The organism is Sorangium sp. So ce406, assembly GCF_051474675.1.
In the GTDB taxonomy this organism is placed as follows: domain Bacteria; phylum Myxococcota_A; class Polyangia; order Polyangiales; family Polyangiaceae; genus Sorangium; species Sorangium cellulosum_G.
Genome location: NZ_CP150340.1, coordinates 33,986 through 56,692, shown reverse-complemented (window position 1 = coordinate 56,692; position 22,707 = coordinate 33,986). Strand labels below are relative to the sequence as shown.

Here is a 22,707-nt window from a genome sequence, read left to right as displayed (position 1 = left end):
CGCCCCTCAGAACGGCGGCGGCGCCGGGTCGCCCGCCGGCAGCGGCCCCGGCTCCGGCGCGTGCTCCGACTCGGCGGGCGTCGGCGGCGCTGTCGCCGCTCCCGGCGCTGCCGTGGCCGGCTGTGGCCCCTCGCCCGGCGCCGGCACGACGCCCTGCAGATCTTCCGGAGCGCCGCCGTCCGGGGCCTCCGCGCCCGCGTCCGCCTCGGGGATCGGCGCCTCCTCGGCCGGCTCCGTGCCGGCGACGAACACCTCCTCGATCGCGTCTTCCTGCCCTTCGCGCGCGAGGAGCCCCGTCGCCGGATCGATCTTCACGCGCACCACGCCGCTCGGCACCGGGAAGTCGGCCGCCGGGCGCTTCGCGTGCGCCTGCTTCATGAAATCGACGAATGCCGGCAGCGCCGACGTGGCGCCCGCCTCGCCCTTGCCGAGCGGCGCCGCGTCGTCGTAGCCGGTCCACACCGCGCAGGCGATGTCGGTCGAGTAGCCGACGAACCACGTGTCCTTCGACTGGTTCGTCGTCCCCGTCTTGCCGGCGATCGGCCGCCCGAGCGAGCGCGCCTGCCTCGCGGTCCCGGTCTGCACGACCGACGTCAGCAGGCTCGTGAGCACGTACGCCTCGGCCTCCTCCATCACGCGGTGCGCCGGCGGGCGCGGCGGCAGCGGGATCTCCACGCCTCCGGGCCCGACGATCTTCGTGATGAGGACCGGCTGCTCCTGGACGCCGCCCGCGGCGATGCTCGCGTACGCGGCCGCCATCTCGCGCGGCGTCACCTCGTACGCGCCGAGCGCGAGCGACAGGTCCGCGCCGAGCTTCGACTGGACGCCGAGCGCGCCCGCGAAGGCGACCACGTTCGAGGCGCCGACGCGCGACAGCGCCGACACCGCGGCCACGTTCACGCTCTGCGCGAGCGCCTCGCGCAGCCGCGCGGGCGACTTCCCCTCGCTCTCGTCGTGGTTCTGCGGGTTGTACCCGGAGACGACCGACGGGTTGGTCTCCAGGATCGTCGCCGGCGTCAGCGTGCGCGCGTGGATCCCGTAGCCGTACACGAACGCCTTGAACGTCGACCCTGGCTGCCGCCGCGCGAACGTCGCGCGGTCGAGCCCGCCGCGCACCGCCTCGTAGCTGCCGACGAGCGCGACGATCTCGCGCGTCCGCACGTCGATCGCGACGAGCGCCCCCTCCGGCCCGAGCTCGAGCCGCATCGGCACCGGCGCCGCGGGCTTCGCCGCGCTGCCCCCGGGCGCGGCGCGGTTCGCCTCGCCGGCGGCGGCGTCCTCGTCGTCCCCCTCGGCCGGCGCGGCGGCCGCGACGACCGGCTCCGGCGCCGGGCCGATCAGGCTGACGCGCACCACCTTGTCGACCTCGGCGAACTTGCTCGGCACGAGCCCGTTCGGGTTGTACCGCTGCGCGCCGCGGAGCGAGACCGTGCCCTCGACGGTGCCTACCCGCACGGACAGCGTCCCTCGAGCGTCGTCGGCGCCCGTGACGATCCCCCGGAAGACCTTGTGGCCGGAGGGCGTCCCCTCGAACGGCGCCGGCTCCTTCTTGGCCCGCGCGAGCGGCCCGAACAGCTTGTGCCGCTTCGCGTACGCGTCGAGGTTCTTGCGGACCGCCGCGCGCGCCGCCGCCTGCATCGCCGGATCGATCGTCGTCGTGATCGTGTAGCCGCCCTGCTGCGCGGCGGGCCCCGCGACCTCGCGCAGCACGCGCTGCGCCTCGGAGACCACCTCGGGCGCGAGCTCCGCGAGCGACTCGGTCTCGATGGCGAGCACCACCGGCTCACGCTTCGCCTGCTCGACCAGGATCTCGTCCGCGAAGCCCTTGCGCTGCATCTGATCGAGCACGAAGTCGCGCCGCCCCACGGCGCGCTCGAGGTTCACGCGGGGCGAGTACACCGACGGCCCCTTCACGACGGCGACGAGCAGCGCGGCCTCGGCGAGCGTCACGTCGCGCACGCCCTTGCCGAAGTAGTACCGGCTCGCCTCCTCGACCCCGTAGCGGCCGTGGCCGAAGTAGATCTTGTTGAGGTAGAGCTCCAGGATCTCGTCCTTCGTGAGCTCCTGCTCGATCCTGCGGGCCAGGATGATCTCGCGCGCCTTGCGGCCGTAGGTCCGGTCCGGCGTGAGCAGGACGTTCTTGACGACCTGCTGGGTGATCGTGCTCGCGCCCTGCCTCGTCTGGGTCGAGCGGAGGTTCACCGCGAGCGCGCGGAGCATGCCGAGGTAGTTCAGCCCTGCGTGCTCGTAGAAGCCGGCGTCCTCGGCGGCGAGCGCGGCGAGCTTCACCTGGTTCGGGATCTCGCCGATGCGCACCACGGTGCGTCGCTCGGTGAAGAGCTCGCCGAGGCGCGTCCCGTCGCGCGCGAGGATGCGCGTCACCTGCGGGGGCCGGTAGTCCTTGAGCTCGCGGGTCGAGGGCAGGTCAGCCTCGTAGTGCTGGACGACGAGCACGACCGCGACGCCGGCGAGGACGAGCAGCGCCGCGAGCGCGATCCCGATGCGCTTCGCCCAGGTCGCGAGCCGGGCGTTCCTGTCCTGCGCGGCCGCCCCGTCCGGCGGGAGCGGCGCGCCCTCGAGGTGCGGCGCGCTGATCGGCCGCGCCCCCGCGCTGATCCGCTGCGGCGGCTCGCTCCCTCGCCCCGGCGCCCCGGACCTCCGCGCCGGCGGCTCCGACGCTACCCGCGGCGGCTCGGACGCCCGCCGCGGCGCCTCCGACGCCCGCCACGCCGGCTCCGACCCATGCCGTGGCGGCTCCGACCCGCGCCACGCCGGCTCCGACCCATGCCGTGGCGGCTCCGACCCGCGCCACGCCGGCTCCGACGCGCGCCGCGGCGGCTCCGATGTCCTCCGCGGCGGCTCCGAGGCGCGCCGCGGCGGATCGGCCTTGCCGATCGGATCGTTCCCGTTTCCCCCAGGGTTCCCTGATTGCTCCGAGGCCATGACGCCGTCCCCGTGAACGCTGGCGCATGCGATGCGCATCCAGAGCGCCCGGCGCGCCGGCGCGGCGACGCTAGCACGCCCGCGCGGGATCGCCTCGATCCTGGGGCGCAGCGGCCGCGGATCAGCCCTGGAACAGCCGCATGGCCACGATGGTGATCAGGATGCCGGCGATCAGGCACCCCGCCGCGATGCCGACGAGCAGCAGCGGCTTCGCCTCGGCCCTGGCCGGCGTATCGGCCTTGGTCGGCGTCTTGGCCAGGGGCGCGGGCGCCGGCTTGGCGGCCGGCGCCGGCGGCTGCTGCATCATCTTCACCGTCTTCGCCGGCGACTTGAACGTCGACGCAGGCGCCTTGTTCGCCTGGAGCGCGGCGGCGTGCTGCTTCGCCGCCTGATCGAGCACCGCGTTCGCGTTCTTCGGCATCATCGCCGTGTAGCCCTTGCCCGCGCCGCCCGCGAACGGCTTGAGCGCGTCGGCGAACTCCGCGGCCGACTCGAACCGGTCCTCGGGCCGCTTCTCGAGCGCCTTGCCGAGCACCGCCGCGAGCCCGTGCGGGAACTGCTTCCCGGGGACGCGCTCGTCGAGCGGGATCGGGTTCTTGGTCACGTGGTGCTGGATGTACTCCATCGGCGTGCGCGCCTCGAACGGCAGCTTGCCCGTGAGCACCTCGTAGAGGATGGTCGCCAGCGAGTAGATGTCGCTGCGCGCGTCGAGCACCTTGCCCTGCGCCTGCTCGGGCGACATGAACTCCGGCGTCCCGAAGACCATGCCCTCCTGCGTGAGCATCACCGACCCCGGCCTGAGCTCGCGCTCCGTCACCTTCGCGAGCCCGAAGTCGAGCACCTTCGGGTAGTCCTTCAGCCCGCCGTTGGTCGACAGGAAGATGTTCTCGGGCTTCAGGTCGCGGTGCACGATCCCCTGGATGTGCGCTTCCTGCAGGGCGCCGCAGACCTGGATGAGGATCGGGATCGCGCGCTCGACGGGCAGCGGCCCTTCCTTCCGGACCACCTGGTTCAGGTTCTTGCCCTCCAGGTACTCCATGACGATGTACAGCGAGCCGTCCTCGAGCTCGCCGTAGAGCAGCACCTTCACCGTGTTCGGGTGCGTGAGATGACTCATCGCCCGCGCCTCGCGGCGGAAGCGAGAGACGAGATCTTTTCGGTTCGCGAGCTTGGGGTGGAGGATCTTCACCGCCACCATCCGGTTCATCGCCGGTTGTGCGGCCTTGTAGACCGACCCCATGCCGCCGGAGCCGATCTTCTGAAGAATCTGGAACTGCCCCCCGAGCAGATCTCGACCGATGTTCGGGTCCGGACCGGCGGCCATGCGTGGAGCGGGAAAATACCACGCAACCCACCCGTATCGTCTATGACCGAAGCAGCCGACGCGTCGATCGCGCCGTGACAGGACAAATGACCGCAAAACTGGACGCCCCCGGGGCGGCCGAGGCGCTCGGGAGCCCGCTCCTCGCCGCCGCCGGCTTCTCGCACGCCTTCTTCACCCGGCGCGGCGGGGTCAGCGCCCCCCCGTGGGACACCCTGAGCTTCGCCGTCGCGCTGGGCGACGATCCCGCCGCCGTGCGCGAGAACCTGGAGCGCGCCGCGCGCCGCCTCGGGATCCCTGCGGCGCGGCTCTACTACCTCAGCCAGGTCCACGGCGTCGCGGCGCGCGTGCTCACCGGCGACGAGGATCGCGACGACGTCGTCCGCGAGGTGGGCGACGTCACCCTCTCGCGCGTGGCCGGGGTCGGCTGCGGCGTCCGCAGCGCCGACTGCGCGCCGATCCTCCTGGCCGACCGCCGGAGCGGCGCCGTCGCCGCGGTCCACAGCGGCTGGCGCGGCACCGTGCTCCGCGTCGTCGTGGAGGCCGTCCGCGCGCTGAGATCGCTCGCCGGCCTCGACGCCGATCTCGTCGCCGCGATCGGCCCGCACATCGAGGCGTGCTGCTTCGAGGTCGGCGACGACGTCGCCGCCGAACTCGCCGCCTGCTCCGCCGCCGGCGGATCCGCCGTCGTCCGCGGCGCCTCCGCCGCGCGCCCGCACGTCGACGTCCGGAGCATCCTCAAGGCCCAGCTCGCCGAGGTCGGGCTCGACGCGGCGCGGATCGACGACGTCAGCGGGTGCACCGCGTGTGACCCCGCCCGCTTCTTCTCCTACCGGCGCGACGGACAGCGGAGCGGCCGGCTGCTTTCCGCGATCGTCGCCGGCCGTACCATCATCGGCTAGAACGGTCCCATGGTCTCGCTCGCGCGCGACTCGTCGCCGATCGTCCTCGCCATGGTGGGCCTGCCCGCCCGGGGCAAGACATCCATCGCCCGCAAGATCGCGCGGTACCTCTCGTGGCTCGGCCACCCCACGCGGCTCTTCAACGTCGGCAACTACCGCCGCGCGCACCTCGGCACCGCGCAGCCGCACCAGTTCTTCGACCCCGACAACACCTCGGGCCGCCAGGCGCTGCTCGGCATGGCGATGACGGCGCTCGACGACCTCATCGGCTGGCTCAGCTCCGGCGGCGAGGTGGCGATCTACGACGCCACGAACAGCACCCGCGCGCGCCGGAACCTCGTCACCGAGCGCTGCCAGGCGCACGGCTTCCCGGTCGTCTTCATCGAGTCGATCTGCAACGACGAGTCGATCATCGAGACCAACGTCCGCGAGACGAAGCTCCGCTCCCCGGACTACCAGGGCGTCGATCCCGAGGCGGCGCTGCGCGATTTCCGCGCGCGCATCGCGCACTACGCCCGCGCGTACGAGCCGCTGGGCGAGCCCGAGAAGAGCTACATCAAGATCATCGACGTCGGCCGCCAGGTCGTGCTGAACCGCATCCACGGCTACCTGCCGGCGCGGCTCGTCCCGCTCTTGATGAACATGCACCTGACGCCGCACCCGATCTGGCTGACCCGCCACGGCGAGAGCGTGTTCAACGAGAAGGGCCTGCTCGGCGGCGACTCGGATCTCAGCGCGCGCGGCGACGAGTACGCGAAGAACCTCTCCGTCTTCATCCGCGAGCGGGCCGGCGACGAGCACGTCAACGTCTGGACGAGCACCCTGCGCCGCACCATCCAGACCGCGCGCCCGATCACGCAGAACCACGTCGCCTGGCGCGCCCTCGATGAGATCGACGCGGGCGTCTGCGAGGGCATGACCTACGAGGAGATCCGGCAGCAGATGCCCGAGGTCTTCAACGCGCGCGCGGCCGACAAGTTCCGCTACCGCTACCCGCGCGGCGAGTCGTACGAGGACGTCATCCAGCGCCTCGACCCGCTGATCATCCAGCTCGAGCGCCAGCGCTCGCCCGTGCTCGTGATCGGCCACCAGGCGGTGCTGCGCGCGCTGTACGCGTACCTCGTGGATCGCCCGGCGCCCTCGTGCCCGACGCTGCCGATCCCGCTGCACACCGTCATCGAGCTGACCCCCACCGCGTACGCCTGCGAGGAGCGCCGCTTCCAGCTCGCGCCCGCGGTCCAGGGCGGCGACTCGAGCACCGCGCACCCCTGACGCGCGGCGCGGCCGCGCCGCGGCCCCGCGCGCGCTCGCCCTGGATCAGCGCTCCCGGCTGATCAGCTTGCGGAGGAGCTCCAGCGGGTGGAACGGCAGCATCGCGGCCATGTCGCTGTCGGTGCCGGCGCGCTCGAGCACCGCCCGCACCGCGGGCGCCACGATCCCCATCGGATCGATCCGCTCCGCGATCGCGCGGAGGGCGCTGAGCGCCGCGCGCCCCGCGTCGATCCCGAGCGGGATGGCGAGGGCGGCGGGCACCGGCGCGAGGATCACGTCGCGCACCGCCACCGCCCGGGCCCAGGCGCCCGGGCTCGGGTCGACCTCGAGCTTCCGGATGGTCTCCGCCTCCGCGAAGCAGCCGAGCGACAGCTCCCCCGCCCGCTCCTCGATGGCGCGCGAGAGGTGCCGGTAGTCGCGGCGCCAGTCGCCGGCGAGCAGGCCCATGTCCTTCCGCACCTCGTCCGGCCCGAGGATCAGGTTGATCCCCCGCGCGTCGCGGCGCATCGCGACGCTCGTCCACAGCTCCCCGCCCTCGAACAGGCCGATCACCATCGTCTTGCCGACCCCGGCGAGCGACTCCAGCGTGCCCCGCACGACGCCCGGCGACGGCATCGGCACGCCGCGCAGCCGCGCCGGCCAGACGTCGATCCTCCCGGCGAGGACCTCTTCGCGCGCGAGCTGCAGCAGGAGGAGCGACTGCGCGATGAGGTCGTCGCCGCGCCGCATGCGCGCTCCGAACCGCTCCACGATCGCCTCGAGGGCGCCCGCCTCGATCACGGCGGCCCAGCTCGCGTGGTGGCGCGCGGCGAGCTCCTCCGCGGTGCGCGGCGGGGCGCGCTGCGCGTCGTCGATGCGGAGCCGGCCGGCGTCCGTGTGCATGAGCTTCCTGAGCCTGCCGCCCGCGTGGACCGCGACGACGCCGCCGCGCGGCCGGTCGGCCTCGCGCGTGTCGCTGCCCGCGCGCCGCGGCCTGAACAACGACAGCACGCGGACCCAGTCGGTCGCGGTGAACCCCTCGAAGCGCACGTCGGACGACAGCACGGGGCGAGCCTACCCCCGGCGAGCGCCGCGCGCGAGCGTCAGCCCGGCGCGGCGGGCTACGCCCCCCACCAGAGCATCTCGTGCGCCTGGGTCTCGCCGCGGACGGGCACGATCACCCGGATCTTCTGGCCCTCGACCTGGACCACGTGCGCGGGGAAGCTGTCGGCCGGGTAGTACGCGGACTTCACGAAGCCGCTCGCGTCGAGCCAGAACAGGTGCACCCCTTCCGCGGTCGCCCCGTGCATGAGGAGCATCCGCCCGCCGCCGAGCAGCGCGAACTCCATGCTCTTGAACCCCATCTCCTCGAACCGCTCGGGGGACGGGAAATCCTCGCCGACCGACCTGAGCTCCGGCAGGTGCGCGCGCAGGTGCTTGTAGAGCGTGTCGTACCGCACCTTCGCGAGCTTCGGGATCCGCCGGTCGCCCGCGGCGATGATCGGGAGCTGCTCGGCGTCGAAGGTCGGCACCTCCACGTGGGTGCGGTAGCGATCCACGAGCCTCCCGCGGCCGATCTCCTCGTCGCTGAGCGCCTTGAGCCACCACTGGAAGATCGCGAGATCGCCCGTCCCTGCCCGCGACTCGAGCCGGACCAGCGACTCCCACAGCGGCCTCCGGACCAGCCATTTTCCGCCGTGGTTCCTGGCGACGCACGCCCCGACGTAGAGCGCCCCGTGCGTCACCAGGGTGACAATCATGGGCGGCTCCCCCGCCCCGCTCCTCGTCGGCGCGCCGTCAGCGTCCCGCGCGCCGTCAGCGTCCCCCGCGCCCTTTGCCGGCGCGAGCCAGGCGTCGCGCCGCTCGCGCGTCAGCGCCGCGCCCAGGCGGTGGACCGAGGCGTCGGAGAAATCGAGCCCGAGGTCGGGCGCGCCGAACGCCCCGGGCGCGAGCCGGGCGAACACCTCCGCCGCGTGCTCGATCTGCGCCAGGATCGACGGGTTTCCGGCGGGGTTCGCGTCGGTCGAGCGCGCGCTCGCCAGGTCGGCGAGCGCGTCGGGCGGGTAGTGCGGCGCGAAGAAGCGCTCGAACAGCTGTGCGGCCGTGATCGGATCGGCGGGCATGGCAGGATGGCCGGGCGGGCGGCCCGGCGCGGCTCAGAACATCTTCTTGCGCTTCGACGAGCTCAGGATGCCGAGCATCTCGCGGTACTTGGCCACGGTGCGGCGGGCGATCTTGATGCCGTCCGTCTCCTCGAGGATCTTGACGATCGCCTGGTCGCTGTACGGGTTCGACTTGTCCTCGGCCAGGATGATCTTCTTGATCGCCTGCTTGACGCTCTCCGAGGCGATGTCCTCGTCCGCCACCCGGTGGATGGATGAGTTGAAGAAGTACTTGAGCTCGAAGAGCCCCTGGGGCGTGTGCACGTACTTGTTCGACGTCACGCGGGAGATGGTCGACTCGTGCATGCCCACCGACTCGGCGACGTCCCTGAGGATCATGGGCTTCAGGTAGCCCACGCCGCGCTCCAGGAACTCGCGCTGCTTCTCGACGATGCACTCGGTCACCTTGATGATCGTGCGCCGCCGCTGCTCGATGGCCCGGATCAGCCACTGCGCGCTCCGGAGCTTCTCGCTGATGAACTCCTTCGCCTTCGGATCCTTGAGCATCCGCTGGGCGAGGTTCTCGTTGATGTAGAGCCGCTGGAGCCCCTTGTCGTTGTCGGTGACGACGAACTGATCGCCGTCCTTGATGACGTACACGTCGGGGGTGATGGCGATGGTCTTCTCGTCGACCTCGGCGAAGTTGCGCGCCGGCACGCTCTCCAGCTTCTGGATCTCCTGGACGGCGTCGTAGACGTCCTCCAGCGGGATCTTCAGCGCCTTCGCGATCGCGGGGAAGTTGCGCCGCTCCACGTTGTGGAGGTGGTCCTTGATGATCGCCATCTCGATCGCGTCGAAGCCGAGCACCTCCGCCTGGACCCGCAGGCACTCCGACAGATCGCGCGCGGCGACCCCGACCGGGTCGAAGCGCTGGATCATCGCCAGCACCTCCTCCGCGTCCTCCGGGTGCAGCTCCGCCTCCCGCGCCAGGTCCGCGAGGCAGAGGTCGGGCCCCTTCGTCCCGTCCGGACGTTCGCCCCCCTTGAGGTCGAGGTACCCCTTCTCGTCGAGGTTGCCGATGACGAGCAGCGCGAACTGCCGCTCGTTCTCGACGAAATCGCTCATCTGGAGCTGCCAGAGCAGGTGGTCGCGCAGGTTCGACGGCTTCGTCAGGTTCTGATCGATCGGCGGCAGCTCCTCGAAGCCGCCCCGGTGCGCCGGCATTGCCTGCTGGAGCTGGCGGTTTTCCAGGAATTGCTCCCAGTCCACCTCCTTCACCCGCTTTTCCGTCTCGCGCGCCGCGATGTCGGTGTCGCGGTCGAACCGCTCCCCGTTCTCGAGCCGCTGCTCCGTCGGCAGGTCGGCGTTCCTCCCCCTCTGATCCCCCTTCTCCCCGTCCCGCGCCTTCGGGTCGGTCATGTCGTCCGCGAGGACCGGGTTGCCGTCCAGCTCCTTCCTGATCTCGTCGACCAGCTCGAGCCGCGAGAGCTGCAGCAGCCGGATGGCCTGCACCAGCTGCGGGGTCATCACAAGCTGCTGGGACAGCTTGAACTGGAGCTTCATCTCCATGCCCATGAGGAGCTCCTTCTCTCAGTTCGCCGCCAGCGCCACCCGCCGAAGGGGGGCCGGGGCATTGCGCGAGGTTCGTGCCATCGAGTGTTTCATTGGTGGCCTCACCCCCAACGTAGCATCGAACGGGGCAGCGGCCCGGGTCTTGCTTTCACGTCTGCACCAAAAAATAGCGCAGGGCCTGGGTCCTGCACGGCTGAACACAGTGTCAGCCTCTGGACCACGGCAGGATTTTTTCACCCTGCCTGGGAGCTCGCTCGCAACCTGTTTGGATTGGCCCCCGTCAACGGATCGTTGCACTATCGCCGGCCGATCGGGAGGCTTGAAATCCCGAAAGGTTGGGCGAAGGCGCGATGGAACGGCCGAAGGTGCGCGGACCTACGCTGGGGGACGAGGCGGTGCGCGGCGACGTCTCGCTGGACGCCGACAAGGAGCGGATCCTGTCGCGCTCACCGTTCGCCCGCCTGACGTCGCCGAGCCGGCATGCGCTGCTCGAGATCGGCAGGTTCGAGCGGCTCGCGCGCAGGCAGAGCATCGTCCAGCAGGGCGCGCCGGCGCGGCACCTGGTCCTGCTCGGGGCGGGGCGCGTGAAGGTCGAGCGCGTCGCCGACGGGCAGGTCTTTCCGCTCGGGCACCGCGGGCCCGGCGACCTCGTGGGCGAGAGCGCGCTCGCGGGCGCGACGGTCGCGTCCGAGAGCGCGACGGTGCTCGACGAGGGGGACGCGCTCCTCGTGCCGCTCGCCGGGCTCGATCGGCTCGTCGCGGCCGACCCGGCGATCCGCGCCGCGCTCGCGGCGGCGCTCGTGGCGCGCCAGCTCGAGACCGAGGCGCGCCTCGGCTCGCTGCTCCTCTGTACGGTCGAGGCGCGCCTGCTCGAGTTCCTCCGCGCCGCCGCCAGGCGGTGGGGGCAGCCTCACGCCGCCGGCGAGCTGGTGTCGGCCCCCTTCACGCACGCCGACATCGCGCTGCTCATCGGCTCCACCCGCGAGACGATCACCCTGCTGCTCGGCAAGCTGAAGCGCGCCGGTCTGATCTCGTTCGACCGGCGGCGGATCGTCATCCGGGATGGCGAGCACCTCGAGGCGCGCGCCGCGTCGACCTGACCGTCCGCCCGGAGGGGCCGCTGCGCGTCCTGCGCTGGAGCCGGACCACGGCGCCGCCGCGCGCCTCGACGGACGCGCCGCTGCGCGCCTCGACGGAGGCCCCGCGCTGTGCGACCGGAGGGACCGCCGCGTCGAGGGCCACCCCGCCGGCGGCGCGCACGCCTCGCTCGCCCGGCCCGCTCCGCTCCGCCTTGCCGAGGTCGCCGCGGACGAGCCGGAGGCGGGGAAAGACCCCGGACTTCGTGGAGGGCGGGGCGCCGAGGTCGACGAAGATCGTGCTGAGGAGCCGGCCGAACGCGTACGGCTTGAGCAGCACCTCGCTCACGTCGTCCGCGCCGTCGCACGAGACCGGCTCGTCGGCGCAGAAGACGACCCGCCGCGGCATCGTGCCCTCGCGCCGCAGGCGGCCCAGGATCTCGCGGGCGCTCTTCGTCCCGGGGGCGAGATCGATCAGCGCGACGTCGTAGACGCGCTCGCGCGAGAGGGAGATCGCGTCGTCCAGGGTCGCGGCCGGGCTGACGAGGGCGCCGCGGTTGCAGAGGAGGAGCGCCGTGGCCCTCCGGAGGACGTGGTCCTGATCGAGGAGGAGAACGTTCGGTTGGTACGTCATCGGTATCCCTGCGGCTTGCAGTCGAATTGCGCCGCATCGACGAGGACGGCCACCAGCGCGCTCCCCGTCGTTCAGCGGCAGCATCCGCGTCCGCGGACGGTGCCCCCTCTTCGCAACGCACGTGCCGACGCCGGGCCGCCGCCGCCGCCCGGCCCTCGTCGGCCCCGGATCTCGGCGTCAAACGCGGCCCTTCGCGCGACGCCGCGGGTGGGGCTGCCCCGCGGCCCCCTCGACCGTCGCTGTGCCCGTTTCGCGCTCCTCGCGCGGCGCACCTCCGCCCCCGGCAACGACCGCGACCCCATGCTGTCGGCTCGCCCACCGCGCGCCTCCTGGCCGGTGCGCGGTTCGTGCGCACGGGCCAGCCCAGGTTTGCGGCCCCTCCAGGGCGGCGCCGTCCGCCGATCCGCCGGATGCTCCAGGTTCGACCCCGGCGCGAATCTCACGTCCCGGCTGCTCGAGCATCCCCGCCCTGACGCGATCGGCGCACCGCGGCAATCTCATTTTCCCGCTTGATGAGGCTGGCGTGGGGTGCCACAAGCGTGCGCGCGCACGAGTGGCGGAATCGGTATACGCACCGGGTTTAGGTTCCGGCGCCGCGAGGCTTGGGGGTTCGAGTCCCCCCTCGTGCACCACGGCATGAACTCGACCGCCTCGGGCCACGGCGCGCCGTAGCTCTTCCTTCAGCAGGGGCGGCACCCCGGGGCGGTTCGGGCCGCGCGTGGGACCGGCTGGGCACGTGGGAGCTGGTGCGCGTCCACGCGACCCGCGCGCCCCGACATGCCGGCGATCGGCGGCGCCCTGGCGGTGGAGCGGCGGTCGGATCGCCGCGGCGGCGTTGTCGACGGCGCGCGCGGTCCCGGAATTGCGCGGCGCCCGCGGCGCGACTACGTTCGCGTTCCTCGGCCGGACCCTTTCCTCCCACCTGACCGCCGCGGAGCCAAGGCACGTAAAGATGTTCACTTGGGCGATGAAGAAGATTTTCGGCACCTCGCACGAGCGTGCCATCCGCCGCATGCGACCCCGGGTCGAGGTGATCAACAGGATGGAGCCGGAGCTGCAGAAGCTCTCGGACGCCGAGCTTCGGGCGAAGACCGCGGAGTTCAAGGAGAAGCTCTCCAACGGGGCGACGCTGGACGACATCCTGGTCCCGGCGTTCGCTGTCTGCCGCGAGGCGTCGAGGCGCGCGCTCAAGATGCGCCATTACGACGTGCAGCTCATCGGCGGCATGGTGCTCCACAACGGCAGCATCGCCGAGATGCGCACCGGCGAGGGCAAGACGCTGGTCGCGACGCTCCCCTGCTACCTGAACGCCCTCGAGGGCAAGGGCGTCCACGTCGTCACGGTGAACGATTACCTGGCGCGGCGCGACGCCGAGTGGATGGGCAAGCTCTACGGCTTCCTCGGCCTGTCGACGGGCGTGGTCGTCAACCAGCAAGGCGACGCGGAGAAGCGCCAGGCCTACCGCTGCGACATCACGTACGGCCAGAACAACGAGTTCGGCTTCGACTACCTGCGCGACAACATGAAGTTCTCGGCGCTCGAGTACGCGCAGCGCCCGCTCCATTACGCGATCGTCGACGAGGTCGACTCCATCCTCATCGACGAGGCGCGGACTCCGCTCATCATCAGCGGCCAGGGGGAGCGCTCGAGCGACAAGTACCGCACGATCAACGAGGTCATCCCCCAGCTCCGGAACGAGGAGCATTACGCCGTCGACGAGAAGGCGCACTCGGTGACGCTGACCGACGAAGGGGTGGAGACGGCGGAGCGGCTGCTCTCGGCGCTCAAGGTGCTCAAGGGCACGAACCTCTATGATCCGGTGAACCTCGAGACGCTGCACATCCTGAACCAGTGCCTGCGCGCGCACACGCTCTACAAGCGCGACGTCAACTACATGGTGCGCGAGGGCAAGGTGCTCATCATCGACGAGTTCACCGGCCGCGTCCTCGCGGGCCGCCGGTGGTCGGACGGCCTGCACCAGGCGGTCGAGGCGAAGGAGAACGTCCGGATCCAGGAGGAGAGCCGGACGATGGCGACGATCACCTTCCAGAACCTCTTCCGGCTCTACAAGAAGCTCTCCGGGATGACGGGCACCGCGGACACGGAAGCCTCGGAGTTCCACAGCACGTACAAGCTCGACGTCGTCATCATCCCGACGAACAAGCCGGTGGTCCGCGTCGACTACGAGGATCTCGTCTACAAGACCGAGAAGGAGAAGTTCACGGCGGTCATCAACGAGATCCTCGAGAAGCACGAGCTCGGCCAGCCGATCCTGGTGGGCACGACGAGCGTCGAGAAGAGCACCGCGATCAGCCGGATCCTCACGAAGCGGGGCGTGAAGCACAACGTGCTGAACGCCAAGCACCACGAGAACGAGGCCTACGTGGTCGCGCAGGCGGGCCGCAAGGGCGCGATCACGGTCTCGACCAACATGGCGGGTCGCGGGACGGACATCATCCTGGGCGGCAACGCGGAGATGCTCGCGAAGCTCAAGTTCAAGGAGCAGAACCGCCAGCCCGAGGCGGAGCCGGAGGCGTTCGAGGCCCTGGTCGAGGAGCTCAAGAAGGAGTGCACCGCGGAGGGCAACGAGATCCGCGAGATCGGCGGTCTGTACATCCTCGGCACCGAGCGGCACGAGTCGCGCCGCATCGACAACCAGCTCCGCGGCCGCGCCGGCCGCCAGGGCGACCCCGGGACGTCGAAGTTCTACCTGTCCCTCGAGGACGACCTCATGCGCATCTTCGCCGGCGATCGGGTGAAGAACCTGATGGAGCGGATGGGCATGCCGGACGACGAGCCCATCGAGCACCCGTGGGTGACGAAGAGCGTCGAGAACGCGCAGAAGAAGGTCGAGGAGCGCAACTTCGACATCCGCAAGAACCTGCTCGAGTACGACGACGTGATGAGCGCGCAGCGCAAGACGATCTACGACATGCGCCAGTCGCTGCTCGTCGGCCGCTACTCCCCCGAGATCCTCGACGAGGAGGGCAAGCCGACGGGCGAGAAGCGCGCCATCAAGCCGCTCGCGTCCATCACCGAGCTGGTCCGGCCGGACGTCGGCTACCTGCTCGGGATGTTCGCGAACGACCCGGTGATGCCGCTCGACGCCGACGGCAACCGCCGCGAGATCGTGCGGAAGGACTTCGAAGCGACGGAGCGGTTCGTCGAGCTCGAGAACCTGCAGCGCGAGATCTACACGCGCTGGGGCGTGAAGGTCGACCTCGAGCCGCGCGCCGACAAGGTCCTCGAGATCTACGACGAGTGCGCCGAGCTCGTGCCGCTGGCGCTCACCGAGCAGCGGGAGCGGCTGCTCGATCTGATGGACCGCATCATCGGCGCCATGGTCGAGGAGTCGTGCCCGCCGCGCAAGCCGCCGGAGGACTGGGACTGGGGCGGCATCTTCCAGGGCTTCCGCGAGCACTTCGGCGTCGATCTGCCGGACGACGTCTCGCACATCGGCGACCAGGAGACGCTGGCGCGGGACCTCTACGAGCGCGCCGAGAAGGCCTACGAGAAGCGCGAGGAGGAGATCGGGGTCGAGCTGTCGCTGCGCATCTTCCGGCACCTCTACCTGGAGGAGCTCGACAAGGCCTGGGTCGATCACCTGACCGACATGGACCACCTCCGCGACGGCATCGGCCTGCGCGGCTACGGGCAGAAGGACCCGAAGCAGGAGTACAAGAAGGAGGGCTACAACATGTTCGTCAACATGGTGGCCCGCGTCTCCTCGAACGTGGTCACGAAGCTCTTCAGCGTGAACGTCCGGCGCGCCGAGCAGGAAGAGGCGCAGATCGAGGCGGCCGATCGGCGGCGGCACGAGGCCGCGCTGCTCGACGCTGTCGCGCAGCACGAGGAGTCCCTCCCGATCGGCGCGAACCCCGCGCCGGCGCTCGCGCAGCCCGCGGTCACGCAGGAGCAGGAGTGCCCCTGCGGCAGCGGCAAGCCCTTCAACACGTGCCACGGCGCCGAGGACGAGGCGACGGTCTGAGCCGACCCTCCTGCCTGCCCGCCTGACAGGACGCGATCTGGGTGCGAGGGCCTTCACCAGGCCCTTGCTCCCGCGTCCGACCCCCGCATGAACACCGGCGGAGGGCCGGTTCACCGGCCCGGGGAGGCAGGGCCATGAAGATCTTCATCGATTCGGGGGACATCGCGGAAATCAAGGAAGCGCAGTCGATGGGGGTCATCGACGGCGTGACCACGAACCCGTCGCTCCTCGCCAAGGGAGGCAGGCCGACGCGGCAGGTGATCGCCGAGATCTGCGAGGTCGTCGACGGCCCCATCTCGGCCGAGGTGGTGGCGGTCGAGAAGGACGCGATCCTCCGGGAGGGCCGCGAGCTCGCGAAGATTCACCGGAACGTGGTGGTCAAGGTCCCGCTCATCGACGAGGGGCTCAAGGCCGTCCGGATCCTCGCCGCCGAGGGCATCAAGACGAACGTCACCCTCTGCTTCTCGGCTGCGCAGGCGCTCCTCGCGGCCAAGGCGGGGGCCACGTACATCTCGCCGTTCGTCGGGCGCGTCGATGACGCGGCGGGCGACGGGATGGACCTCGTCCTGCAGGTCGTGACCATCTACCGGAACTACGGCTTCCCGACGCAGGTGCTCACCGCGAGCGTGCGGCACCCCGTCCACTTCGTGCAGGCCGCCATGATCGGCTCGCACGCCGCGACGATGCCGCTCAAGGTCATCAAGCAGCTCACGAAGCACCCGCTGACCGACGTCGGGCTCGCGCAGTTCCTGGCGGATGCGAAGAAGATACCGGAGCTGGTATAGCGATCCCGTGACCGAGAAGCGCAAGGAGAGCTCTGGGACGAAGCGGGGCGGGAGCCGCCCGGCGGCCCCCGCGGTCGTGTCGATCACGACGCAGGGCGGGCCGTTCAAGGGGGTGTCGACGGCGGTCGTGCGCCGGCGAGCGAGCAAGATGCTCGACCACCTCGCGCTGAAGGGCGTGGAGCTCTCGGTTGCCCTCGTGAACGACGAGGCCATCCACGAGCTGAATCGCACGTACCGGCACAAGGACAAGCCGACGGACGTGCTCGCCTTCCCCCTGATCGAGCAGCACGGCGCCGCTTCCCGTCGGCGCGGCCGGCGCGGTCCCGTCGATCCGTCGGCGTGGAGCGGGCTGCTCGGCGACGTGATCGTCTCGGTCGATACAGCCGCGCGGCAGGCCGCTGAGCGCGGTCGTCCGTTGCTCGACGAGATCACGATGCTGCTCGGGCACGGCCTGCTCCACCTGCTCGGCTACGACCACAAGACCGACGCGGAGGAGCGGGAGATGACGGCCTTGACCCAGGAGCTCGAGGCCGTCGCGGCGTCACGGGGCAGCAGTCCTACTGGAATCCGGCCTCGCACCGGCGTCGCGAGGCTGAATAAGTCAGGGGCACACTGACTTATCCCTTGCGATGCGAAACATCGCTTGTTAAACGGACGCCCCCTTTCGACTTGGAGGAAACATGCCCGGTTCGAACAAGCTGACCAAGGCCCAGATGATCGTTGGTCTTGCCGAGGCCACCAACCTCGACAAGAAGTCCGTGGCCAGCGTGCTCGATGCGCTCGGCGAGCTGGTGAAGAAGGAGCTTGGTCCGGACGGACCGGGCGAGGTCACGGTTCCGGGCCTCGTGAAGATCAAGGCGAAGGAGACCCCGGCCACGCAGGACCGGGAGGGCATCAATCCGTTCACGAAGCAGCCGATGACCATCAAGGGCAAGCCCGCGAGCCGCAAGCTCCGCGCGGCGCCCGTCAAGGCGCTCAAGGACGGCTGAGCGGCACGTCGGCTGCAGCTTGCGTGGCCTCATCGGGCGACGCGAGCTCCGGCGCCGCTTCGGTCGGGCGCGCAGCCGAGGTGATGTCCCGAGCTTCGGGCGAGGCTTTCGCCGGGGAGCGTCGTGCCCTGAGCGCGCACGCGATCACCGCGAGGACGATCAGCGACGCGAGCGGGGCATCACCCAGGCGGGTGTAGAGCGTCAGCGGCGTGTCCCTGATCGTCGGGCTCGCGAACGTGATCTCCGGCGCAGCGCCCTCGCTGCGGCTGCGCACCACGCCGCTCGCGTCGATCCAGGACGTGACGCCCAGGTTCACGGCGCGCACGAGATCGCGGCGCAGCTCGATGGCGCGCATCACCGCGAGCCTCGCGTGCAGCTCGGGCTCGGCGCTCCCGGTGAACCAGGCGTCGTTCGTGATGTTGACGAGGAGGTTCGGGGTGAGCGTCGCGGTGATCCGCCGCCCCACCCCGGAGAGCGTATCCTCGTAGCAGTTGAGCACGCCGATCCGGAGCGAGGGCCCCGGCTCTCGCGGGAGCGTCAGGGCGCGCGGCTCCGCGCCCGGGATGAGCCCGCCGCTCTTCTGGAAGATGCGCCTCAGCCAGGGCAGGTAAGCGCCGCCCGGGACCGTCTCGCCGAACCAGAGGAGCTGCAGCTTGTCCTGCGTCGGCTGCATGCTCCCGTCCGGGAGCACCAGGGTCGCGGAGTTGTAGCTGTTCCGCTCCTCGACGCCGTCGGCTGCCTTCATGGGGGCCGCCTGCGTGATGAGCCCGGCGAGGATCGGGCCGCGGACGCCCGGCCCCAGGATCGCGCGACCGCCGCGCGGCGCCTGCCGGGCGCTGTGCGGGAGGGGGTAGGGATACGCGGCCTCGGGCCAGAGGGTGAGCTCGGCGCCGGCGGCCTGGGCCTCCCGGGTGAGCTCGTGCAGCGTGCGCAAGATCCGAGGGTGGTTCTTCGGCTGCCACCGCTCGTGGGGCCCGACGGCCTGGTTGACGAGCGCGACCCGCGCCGTCGGCAGGCCGGCGCTCGCGCGCTCCACCGCGGCCATCCGCAGCGCGCCGTGGACCGCGAGCAGGCCGAACAGCCCGGCGCTCGCGAGCGCCGGGTAGACGACCGCTCGGGACAGGTGGGGGCGGGCGGACCGCGGCTCCTGCGTCGATACGCCCGCGAGCGGGCGCCCGCCCGGCGCTCTCCCGAAGGCCGCGAGCCCCGCGCGGGTGAGCAGGGCCGCCCCCACGGCGAACAGCACGGAGACGCCCCGCTCGCCGATGAGATCCGCGAGCTGGACGAGCGCCGGCCAGGGGCTCATGAGACCGGCCGGCGTCCAGCCGAACACGGTCGGGAGCGCCACGGCGGCGAACACGCCGACCGCGAAGGCGAGCTCGAGCGGGGCGCGCAGCCGCCGGAGCAGGACGCTCGTGATGCCACCGCACACGGCCCAGACCAGCGACTGGGCAGCCGCGAGCAGGACCAGCGCGAGGTACGAGGCAGCCGCGCCGAGCGGCGTGAAGCGCTGGATGACCTCGGGCACGAAGCGCAGGCCCACGATGCCCGCGGCCGTTCCCCAGGCGGCGCCGCGGCCGAAGGCGCGCCAGAACGTCGGCGCGTCGTGGACGGCGGCCGCCAGCAAGGCGAGGCCGGCGATGACAGCGGGATAGAGATCCGTGGGCGGGGCGGTAAGGGCGAACGTCGCGCCGCCAGCGACGGAAAGGAGCAGCGGGGCGCGGCCGCGGAGCGCGCGTAGGGTCGGGGCCGTGGGCACGACGCGGCGTTATACCGCGTGGAGAGGGCCCGGACCGCGAAGGCGGGATGGAGGGGAGAGAAACCGAAGCGAGCCGCGCCCGGTCAAGGCGGGGAGGAGGCTACGACGCGCAGTTCACCAGTAAACGCTGAGCCCACCACGGAAGAGGCCCCCGCCCGACGTATCGGTCGTGCGGCCGGTGTCGCGATCCCTGAACTCGGGAATGCGCCCGTCGTCCGTGCGGCCGCGCACGAAGCCGAGCGCGTCGATGTTCAGGGCGAGACGGGGGGAGAGCCGGAACTCGAGGCCGATGCCGCCGTGCGCGCCGAAGTAGTCGTACTCCGTGTTCGGGACGAACTCCTCGCCGCTGACCGCCTGGCCCGTGCGCTGCTCGACCTCGGCGTGCGACATGTTGAGGCCGCCCGTGAAGTAGAACTGCGTGCGGCTGCGCGGGTTGACGAACAGCATGCCGCTCAGCGAGAGCGGCATCTCGCTCCGCGGGTTGCCGTTGTAGTCGATGCCCGCGAGGAAGTCGGCGCCGAGATCGAGCGCGAACGCGGGGACGGGCCGGTAACGCAGGCTGATCCCGACGCCGCCCATCCCGGCTTCGTCGGCCCCGCCGTGCTCGCGGCCCATCATCAGGCCCTCCAGGCGGAAGTTGACGCCCCACTGGCGCCGCCAGCGCTTCTTCGGCGGCGGAGGCGGCGCTGGCGGGGTCGTGCGGCGCACGATCACGCGGGGCGGAGGAGCGGTCCCGGGCGCCACCACGATGACCTGCGGGGGCTGGCCCGAGGGCGAGGTCTGGTAGACGACGACCGGCGGCGGGGCCGGGCGGGTCGCGCGCCTGCCCGGCGGCGGGGGCGGGGCGGGCGGCGGTGGGGGCAGCGCCTCGGCGGGCGCGGCCTCGGCGGCGGGCGGCTCCGCAGCGGCATCGGGGGGCGGCTCCACTTCCTCGCAGAACCACGCGCCAGGAGGACAGTTGTTGTTCTCCTGCGCGAGCGCGCTCATCGGCGCGGTCATCGCCACCGCAACAAGGGCATGGGTCAAGCAACGGCGCATCGGGCGACTCCTCTTCGGTGCAGGGAAGTTAGCAACCGGGATGCCATCGACCATCTCGCTGGACTGTCGTCACCATGGCCGCGAAGCACGCCGGCGTGCATCGGCCGCCACGGCGCGCTGTGGCGGAAGGTTCACACGCGCGCCGTCCCGCAGGGTACTAGCTCGAACGGCAAACGTCACGGCGCGGCCGCCCCCGTCGGCAGCCCTGCCAACATCGAGAGCAATCGGATTCATCATGCCTACGGTTACGTTGAAGCAGGGTCATGTTCGACCTGTGTGGTCGGGGCATCCCTGGGTGTTCGCTCAGGCGATCGCGCGCATCGAGGGCGGCGCCGTGGCCGGCGACGAGGTCGTGGTCACCGACCCCTACGGCAGCGTGCTCGGCCGCGGGCTCTACACCCCGCGCTCGGCCATCCCGGTGCGCATGTACACGCGCGAGGACAGGCCGATCGACGCGGCGCTGTTCCGGCACCGGATCGAGCGCGCCATCGCCCACCGCCGCGAGCTCGGCCTGCCCGCGCGCGCGCCAGGCCACGAGACCGACGCCTTCCGGCTGGTCCACGCGGAGGGGGACGGCCTGCCGGGGCTGATCGTCGACCTGTTCGGCGACGTGGCGGTCGTGCAGCTCGGGACCATCGGGGTCAAGCGCCGCGAAGGGGTGATCTTCGACGCCCTCCAGGCGGCGCTCTCGCCCCGCGCGATCGTGGACAGGACCCCTGAATCGCTCGCGAAGCTCGAGGGGTTCACCGCCGACGCCGGCGTGGTGCGCGGCGATCCCGGCCTCGACCAGCTCCGGTTCGTCGAGCGAGGGCTGCGCTACACGATCCCGCTCGCCCTCGGTCACAAGACCGGCTTCTACCTGGACCAGCGGACGCTGCGGACCCGCGTCGAGCAGCTCGCCCACAACCGGCGCGTGCTCGACGCCTTCTGCTTCGTCGGCACGTTCGCCATGGCGGCGGCCCGCGGCGGGGCGAGCGAGGTGCTCGCGATCGACGAGAGCGCGACGGCGCTCGAGGTCGGGGCGGAGTGCGCGCGGGAGAACGGGCTGCTCGAGCGGATCACCTTCACGCGCGACGACGCCCGCAAGGCGCTGCAGAACGCGTCGAGGCAGGGCGGCTTCGACCTCGTCATCTGCGACCCTCCGAAGCTGGCGGGCACGCGCGCGTCGAAGGACGCCGCGCTCACCGCGTACCGGCGCCTCGCGGCCGGGGCGTGCCGCGCCACGCGGCCGGGGGGCGTCCTCGTCCTGTGCTCCTGCTCCAGCGCCGTGAGCCTCGACGACCTGACCCGGGTGCTCGCGCTCGGGGCGCGCGACGCGCGCATGCAGGCCGCGGTGTTCGACCGGCACTTCCAGGGCGGGGACCACCCCGTCCCGTCCGCCTTCCCCGAAGGCCTCTACCTGAAGAGCCTCATCGCGCGCGTCGACGCGCTCTGACGACCGCCCGATGGAACCCCTCTCCCTGCTGACCCCCGACGCCGCCCGCGCCCTCGCGGGGGTGATCTTCGACCTCGACGACACCGTGCTGGACCACGGCGCCCTCACCGAGGCCGCGTACGGAGCGCTCTTTCGTCTGCGCGAGGCCGGCCTGACGCTGATCGCCTGCACCGGCCGGCCCGCCGGATGGGGCGAGGTGATCCAGCGGCAATGGCCGATCGACGCGACCATCGCCGAGAACGGGGCCATCGCGCTGGTGCGCGGGCAGGCCGGTCCCTCCGCCAGCGCCGGCCGCCAGGGAGGGCTCGCCCGGAGCGCCGACGGCGGCCGCGTCGCCCTGCTCGACGGGATGAACCGCGAAGCCCGGCGAGCCCAACGGGCCGAGCTCGTCGCGCTCGCCGATGACGTGGTGCGTCGTTTTCCTGCGGCGGCGCTCGCGGACGACAACGATCAGAGGGTGACCGACGTTACCATCGACATCGGAGAGCACCGGCAGGTCCCGCCGGAGGACGTGCAGAAGATGCGCGCGGAGCTGCGCGAGCGCGGGGTGAGGACGCTGCTTTCCAGCGTCCACCTCCACCTCACCCGTGACCCGTCCGACAAGGCCACGGGGGTCGTGCGCCTGCTCTCGACGCGGTTCGGCGAGGATCCCACCCGGGCGCGGTACCGTTACGCCTTCGTGGGCGACAGCGGCAACGATGGCGTCGCTTTCGCCGCATTTGCGTTGACCTTCGGGGTCGCCAACGTCCGCGCCCACCTCGGCAAGCTGTCGGTGCCGCCGCGGTTCGTGGCCTCGCTTCCCATGGGGCGCGGGTTCGCAGAAATCGCACACCGGATCACCGAACTGCGGAAGAATGCACCCGCGCCGTGATCCCCGCGCGCGCGAATGTGCCGCGCGCTGCGATCCGCCCC

The 22,707-nt window shown here is 71.6% G+C and carries 17 protein-coding genes and 1 tRNA gene; 10 read left to right on the top strand and 8 right to left on the bottom strand.

The window, feature by feature from the left end; all coding sequences use genetic code 11:
- Positions 1–6 precede the first annotated feature (6 nt).
- Positions 7–2,943 carry a PBP1A family penicillin-binding protein gene (locus tag WME96_RS00200; RefSeq protein WP_437288168.1) on the bottom strand — a complete coding sequence of 979 codons (2,937 nt, stop codon included), beginning with the start codon at positions 2,941–2,943 and terminating at the stop codon, positions 7–9.
- Between the two features lie 121 nt (positions 2,944–3,064).
- Positions 3,065–4,267 (bottom strand): serine/threonine protein kinase, encoded by a 1,203-nt coding sequence (locus WME96_RS00195; RefSeq protein ID WP_437288167.1) that lies wholly within the window; start codon positions 4,265–4,267, stop codon positions 3,065–3,067.
- Between the two features lie 86 nt (positions 4,268–4,353).
- On the opposite strand from WME96_RS00195, the gene pgeF reads away from it, so the two are divergent.
- Entirely contained in the window at positions 4,354–5,166 is an 813-nt protein-coding gene (pgeF, locus tag WME96_RS00190) for a peptidoglycan editing factor PgeF (protein ID WP_437288166.1), read from the top strand.
- 9 nt (positions 5,167–5,175) lie between these two features.
- Positions 5,176–6,438, top strand: coding sequence for a bifunctional nucleoside/nucleotide kinase/histidine phosphatase family protein (locus WME96_RS00185; RefSeq protein WP_061616977.1), 1,263 nt, complete (start codon positions 5,176–5,178; stop codon positions 6,436–6,438).
- Between the two features lie 45 nt (positions 6,439–6,483).
- Here the strand turns inward: WME96_RS00185 and WME96_RS00180 are convergent, their stop codons facing one another.
- From WME96_RS00180 to rpoN, 3 genes are read right to left on the bottom strand one after another with little or no spacing between them, the layout of a single operon-like run.
- Entirely contained in the window at positions 6,484–7,482 is a 999-nt protein-coding gene (locus WME96_RS00180; protein WP_437288165.1) for a hypothetical protein, read from the bottom strand.
- A 56-nt stretch (positions 7,483–7,538) separates the two neighbouring features.
- The gene (locus WME96_RS00175; protein WP_437288164.1) at positions 7,539–8,540 is read right to left on the bottom strand and encodes a hypothetical protein; all 1,002 of its coding nucleotides are present in this window, start codon (positions 8,538–8,540) and stop codon (positions 7,539–7,541) included.
- 33 nt (positions 8,541–8,573) lie between these two features.
- Entirely contained in the window at positions 8,574–10,094 is a 1,521-nt protein-coding gene (gene rpoN, locus WME96_RS00170; protein WP_061617078.1) for an RNA polymerase factor sigma-54, read from the bottom strand.
- Positions 10,095–10,441: 347 nt separating this feature from the next.
- Between rpoN and WME96_RS00165 the strand changes: the two genes are divergently transcribed.
- Entirely contained in the window at positions 10,442–11,191 is a 750-nt protein-coding gene (locus WME96_RS00165) for a Crp/Fnr family transcriptional regulator (protein ID WP_437288163.1), read from the top strand.
- On the opposite strand, the gene WME96_RS00160 is transcribed toward WME96_RS00165, so the two are convergent.
- Entirely contained in the window at positions 11,145–11,801 is a 657-nt protein-coding gene (locus WME96_RS00160; protein WP_437288162.1) for a response regulator, read from the bottom strand. The genes WME96_RS00165 and WME96_RS00160 overlap by 47 nt on opposite strands.
- Positions 11,802–12,348: 547 nt before the next feature.
- Between WME96_RS00160 and WME96_RS00155 the strand changes: the two genes are divergently transcribed.
- The 5 genes from WME96_RS00155 (at position 12,349) to WME96_RS00135 (ending at position 17,563) form a co-directional block, all read left to right on the top strand.
- Positions 12,349–12,433 (top strand) — tRNA-Leu (locus WME96_RS00155).
- Positions 12,434–12,753: 320 nt separating this feature from the next.
- Positions 12,754–15,789 carry a preprotein translocase subunit SecA gene (secA, locus tag WME96_RS00150; RefSeq protein WP_437288161.1) on the top strand — a complete coding sequence of 1,012 codons (3,036 nt, stop codon included), beginning with the start codon at positions 12,754–12,756 and terminating at the stop codon, positions 15,787–15,789.
- Between the two features lie 134 nt (positions 15,790–15,923).
- The gene (gene fsa / locus WME96_RS00145; RefSeq protein WP_433932563.1) at positions 15,924–16,574 is read left to right on the top strand and encodes a fructose-6-phosphate aldolase; all 651 of its coding nucleotides are present in this window, start codon (positions 15,924–15,926) and stop codon (positions 16,572–16,574) included.
- Positions 16,575–16,581: 7 nt separating this feature from the next.
- On the top strand, positions 16,582–17,190 hold the full coding sequence (gene ybeY / locus WME96_RS00140) for an rRNA maturation RNase YbeY (RefSeq protein ID WP_437288160.1): 609 nt from the start codon (positions 16,582–16,584) through the stop codon (positions 17,188–17,190).
- A gap of 64 nt (positions 17,191–17,254) precedes the next feature.
- Complete coding sequence (locus tag WME96_RS00135; protein ID WP_433932561.1) at positions 17,255–17,563, top strand: HU family DNA-binding protein; 309 nt, start codon at positions 17,255–17,257, stop codon at positions 17,561–17,563.
- On the opposite strand, the gene lnt is transcribed toward WME96_RS00135, so the two are convergent.
- Positions 17,550–19,322 carry an apolipoprotein N-acyltransferase gene (gene lnt, locus WME96_RS00130; protein WP_437288159.1) on the bottom strand — a complete coding sequence of 591 codons (1,773 nt, stop codon included), beginning with the start codon at positions 19,320–19,322 and terminating at the stop codon, positions 17,550–17,552. The two genes, WME96_RS00135 and lnt, sit on opposite strands and share 14 nt — an antisense overlap.
- A 114-nt stretch (positions 19,323–19,436) precedes the next feature.
- Positions 19,437–20,360 (bottom strand): hypothetical protein, encoded by a 924-nt coding sequence (locus WME96_RS00125; RefSeq protein ID WP_437288158.1) that lies wholly within the window; start codon positions 20,358–20,360, stop codon positions 19,437–19,439.
- Positions 20,361–20,595: 235 nt separating this feature from the next.
- On the opposite strand from WME96_RS00125, the gene WME96_RS00120 reads away from it, so the two are divergent.
- Positions 20,596–21,795 carry a class I SAM-dependent rRNA methyltransferase gene (locus WME96_RS00120; protein WP_437288157.1) on the top strand — a complete coding sequence of 400 codons (1,200 nt, stop codon included), beginning with the start codon at positions 20,596–20,598 and terminating at the stop codon, positions 21,793–21,795.
- Positions 21,796–21,805: 10 nt separating this feature from the next.
- A complete protein-coding gene (locus WME96_RS00115; protein ID WP_437288156.1) occupies positions 21,806–22,666 on the top strand; it encodes an HAD hydrolase family protein in 861 nt (286 codons plus the stop codon).
- The last annotated feature ends 41 nt before the right edge of the window (positions 22,667–22,707 follow it).

Excerpts from the sequence above, each read along its gene's own strand:
- WME96_RS00185 (WP_061616977.1), top strand. The coding sequence starts at position 5,176 with ATGGTCTCGCTCGCGCGCGACTCGTCGCCGATCGTCCTCGCCATGGTG.
- WME96_RS00115 (WP_437288156.1), top strand. The coding sequence starts at position 21,806 with ATGGAACCCCTCTCCCTGCTGACCCCCGACGCCGCCCGCGCCCTCGCG.
- WME96_RS00160 (WP_437288162.1), bottom strand. The coding sequence starts at position 11,801 with ATGACGTACCAACCGAACGTTCTCCTCCTCGATCAGGACCACGTCCTC.
- WME96_RS00135 (WP_433932561.1), top strand. The coding sequence starts at position 17,255 with ATGCCCGGTTCGAACAAGCTGACCAAGGCCCAGATGATCGTTGGTCTT.
- rpoN (WP_061617078.1), bottom strand. The coding sequence starts at position 10,094 with ATGGGCATGGAGATGAAGCTCCAGTTCAAGCTGTCCCAGCAGCTTGTG.
- WME96_RS00125 (WP_437288158.1), bottom strand. The coding sequence starts at position 20,360 with ATGCGCCGTTGCTTGACCCATGCCCTTGTTGCGGTGGCGATGACCGCG.
- secA (WP_437288161.1), top strand. The coding sequence starts at position 12,754 with ATGTTCACTTGGGCGATGAAGAAGATTTTCGGCACCTCGCACGAGCGT.
- WME96_RS00175 (WP_437288164.1), bottom strand. The coding sequence starts at position 8,540 with ATGCCCGCCGATCCGATCACGGCCGCACAGCTGTTCGAGCGCTTCTTC.
- WME96_RS00120 (WP_437288157.1), top strand. The coding sequence starts at position 20,596 with ATGCCTACGGTTACGTTGAAGCAGGGTCATGTTCGACCTGTGTGGTCG.
- WME96_RS00165 (WP_437288163.1), top strand. The coding sequence starts at position 10,442 with ATGGAACGGCCGAAGGTGCGCGGACCTACGCTGGGGGACGAGGCGGTG.
- WME96_RS00200 (WP_437288168.1), bottom strand. The coding sequence starts at position 2,943 with ATGGCCTCGGAGCAATCAGGGAACCCTGGGGGAAACGGGAACGATCCG.
- pgeF (WP_437288166.1), top strand. The coding sequence starts at position 4,354 with ATGACCGCAAAACTGGACGCCCCCGGGGCGGCCGAGGCGCTCGGGAGC.
- fsa (WP_433932563.1), top strand. The coding sequence starts at position 15,924 with ATGAAGATCTTCATCGATTCGGGGGACATCGCGGAAATCAAGGAAGCG.
- WME96_RS00195 (WP_437288167.1), bottom strand. The coding sequence starts at position 4,267 with ATGGCCGCCGGTCCGGACCCGAACATCGGTCGAGATCTGCTCGGGGGG.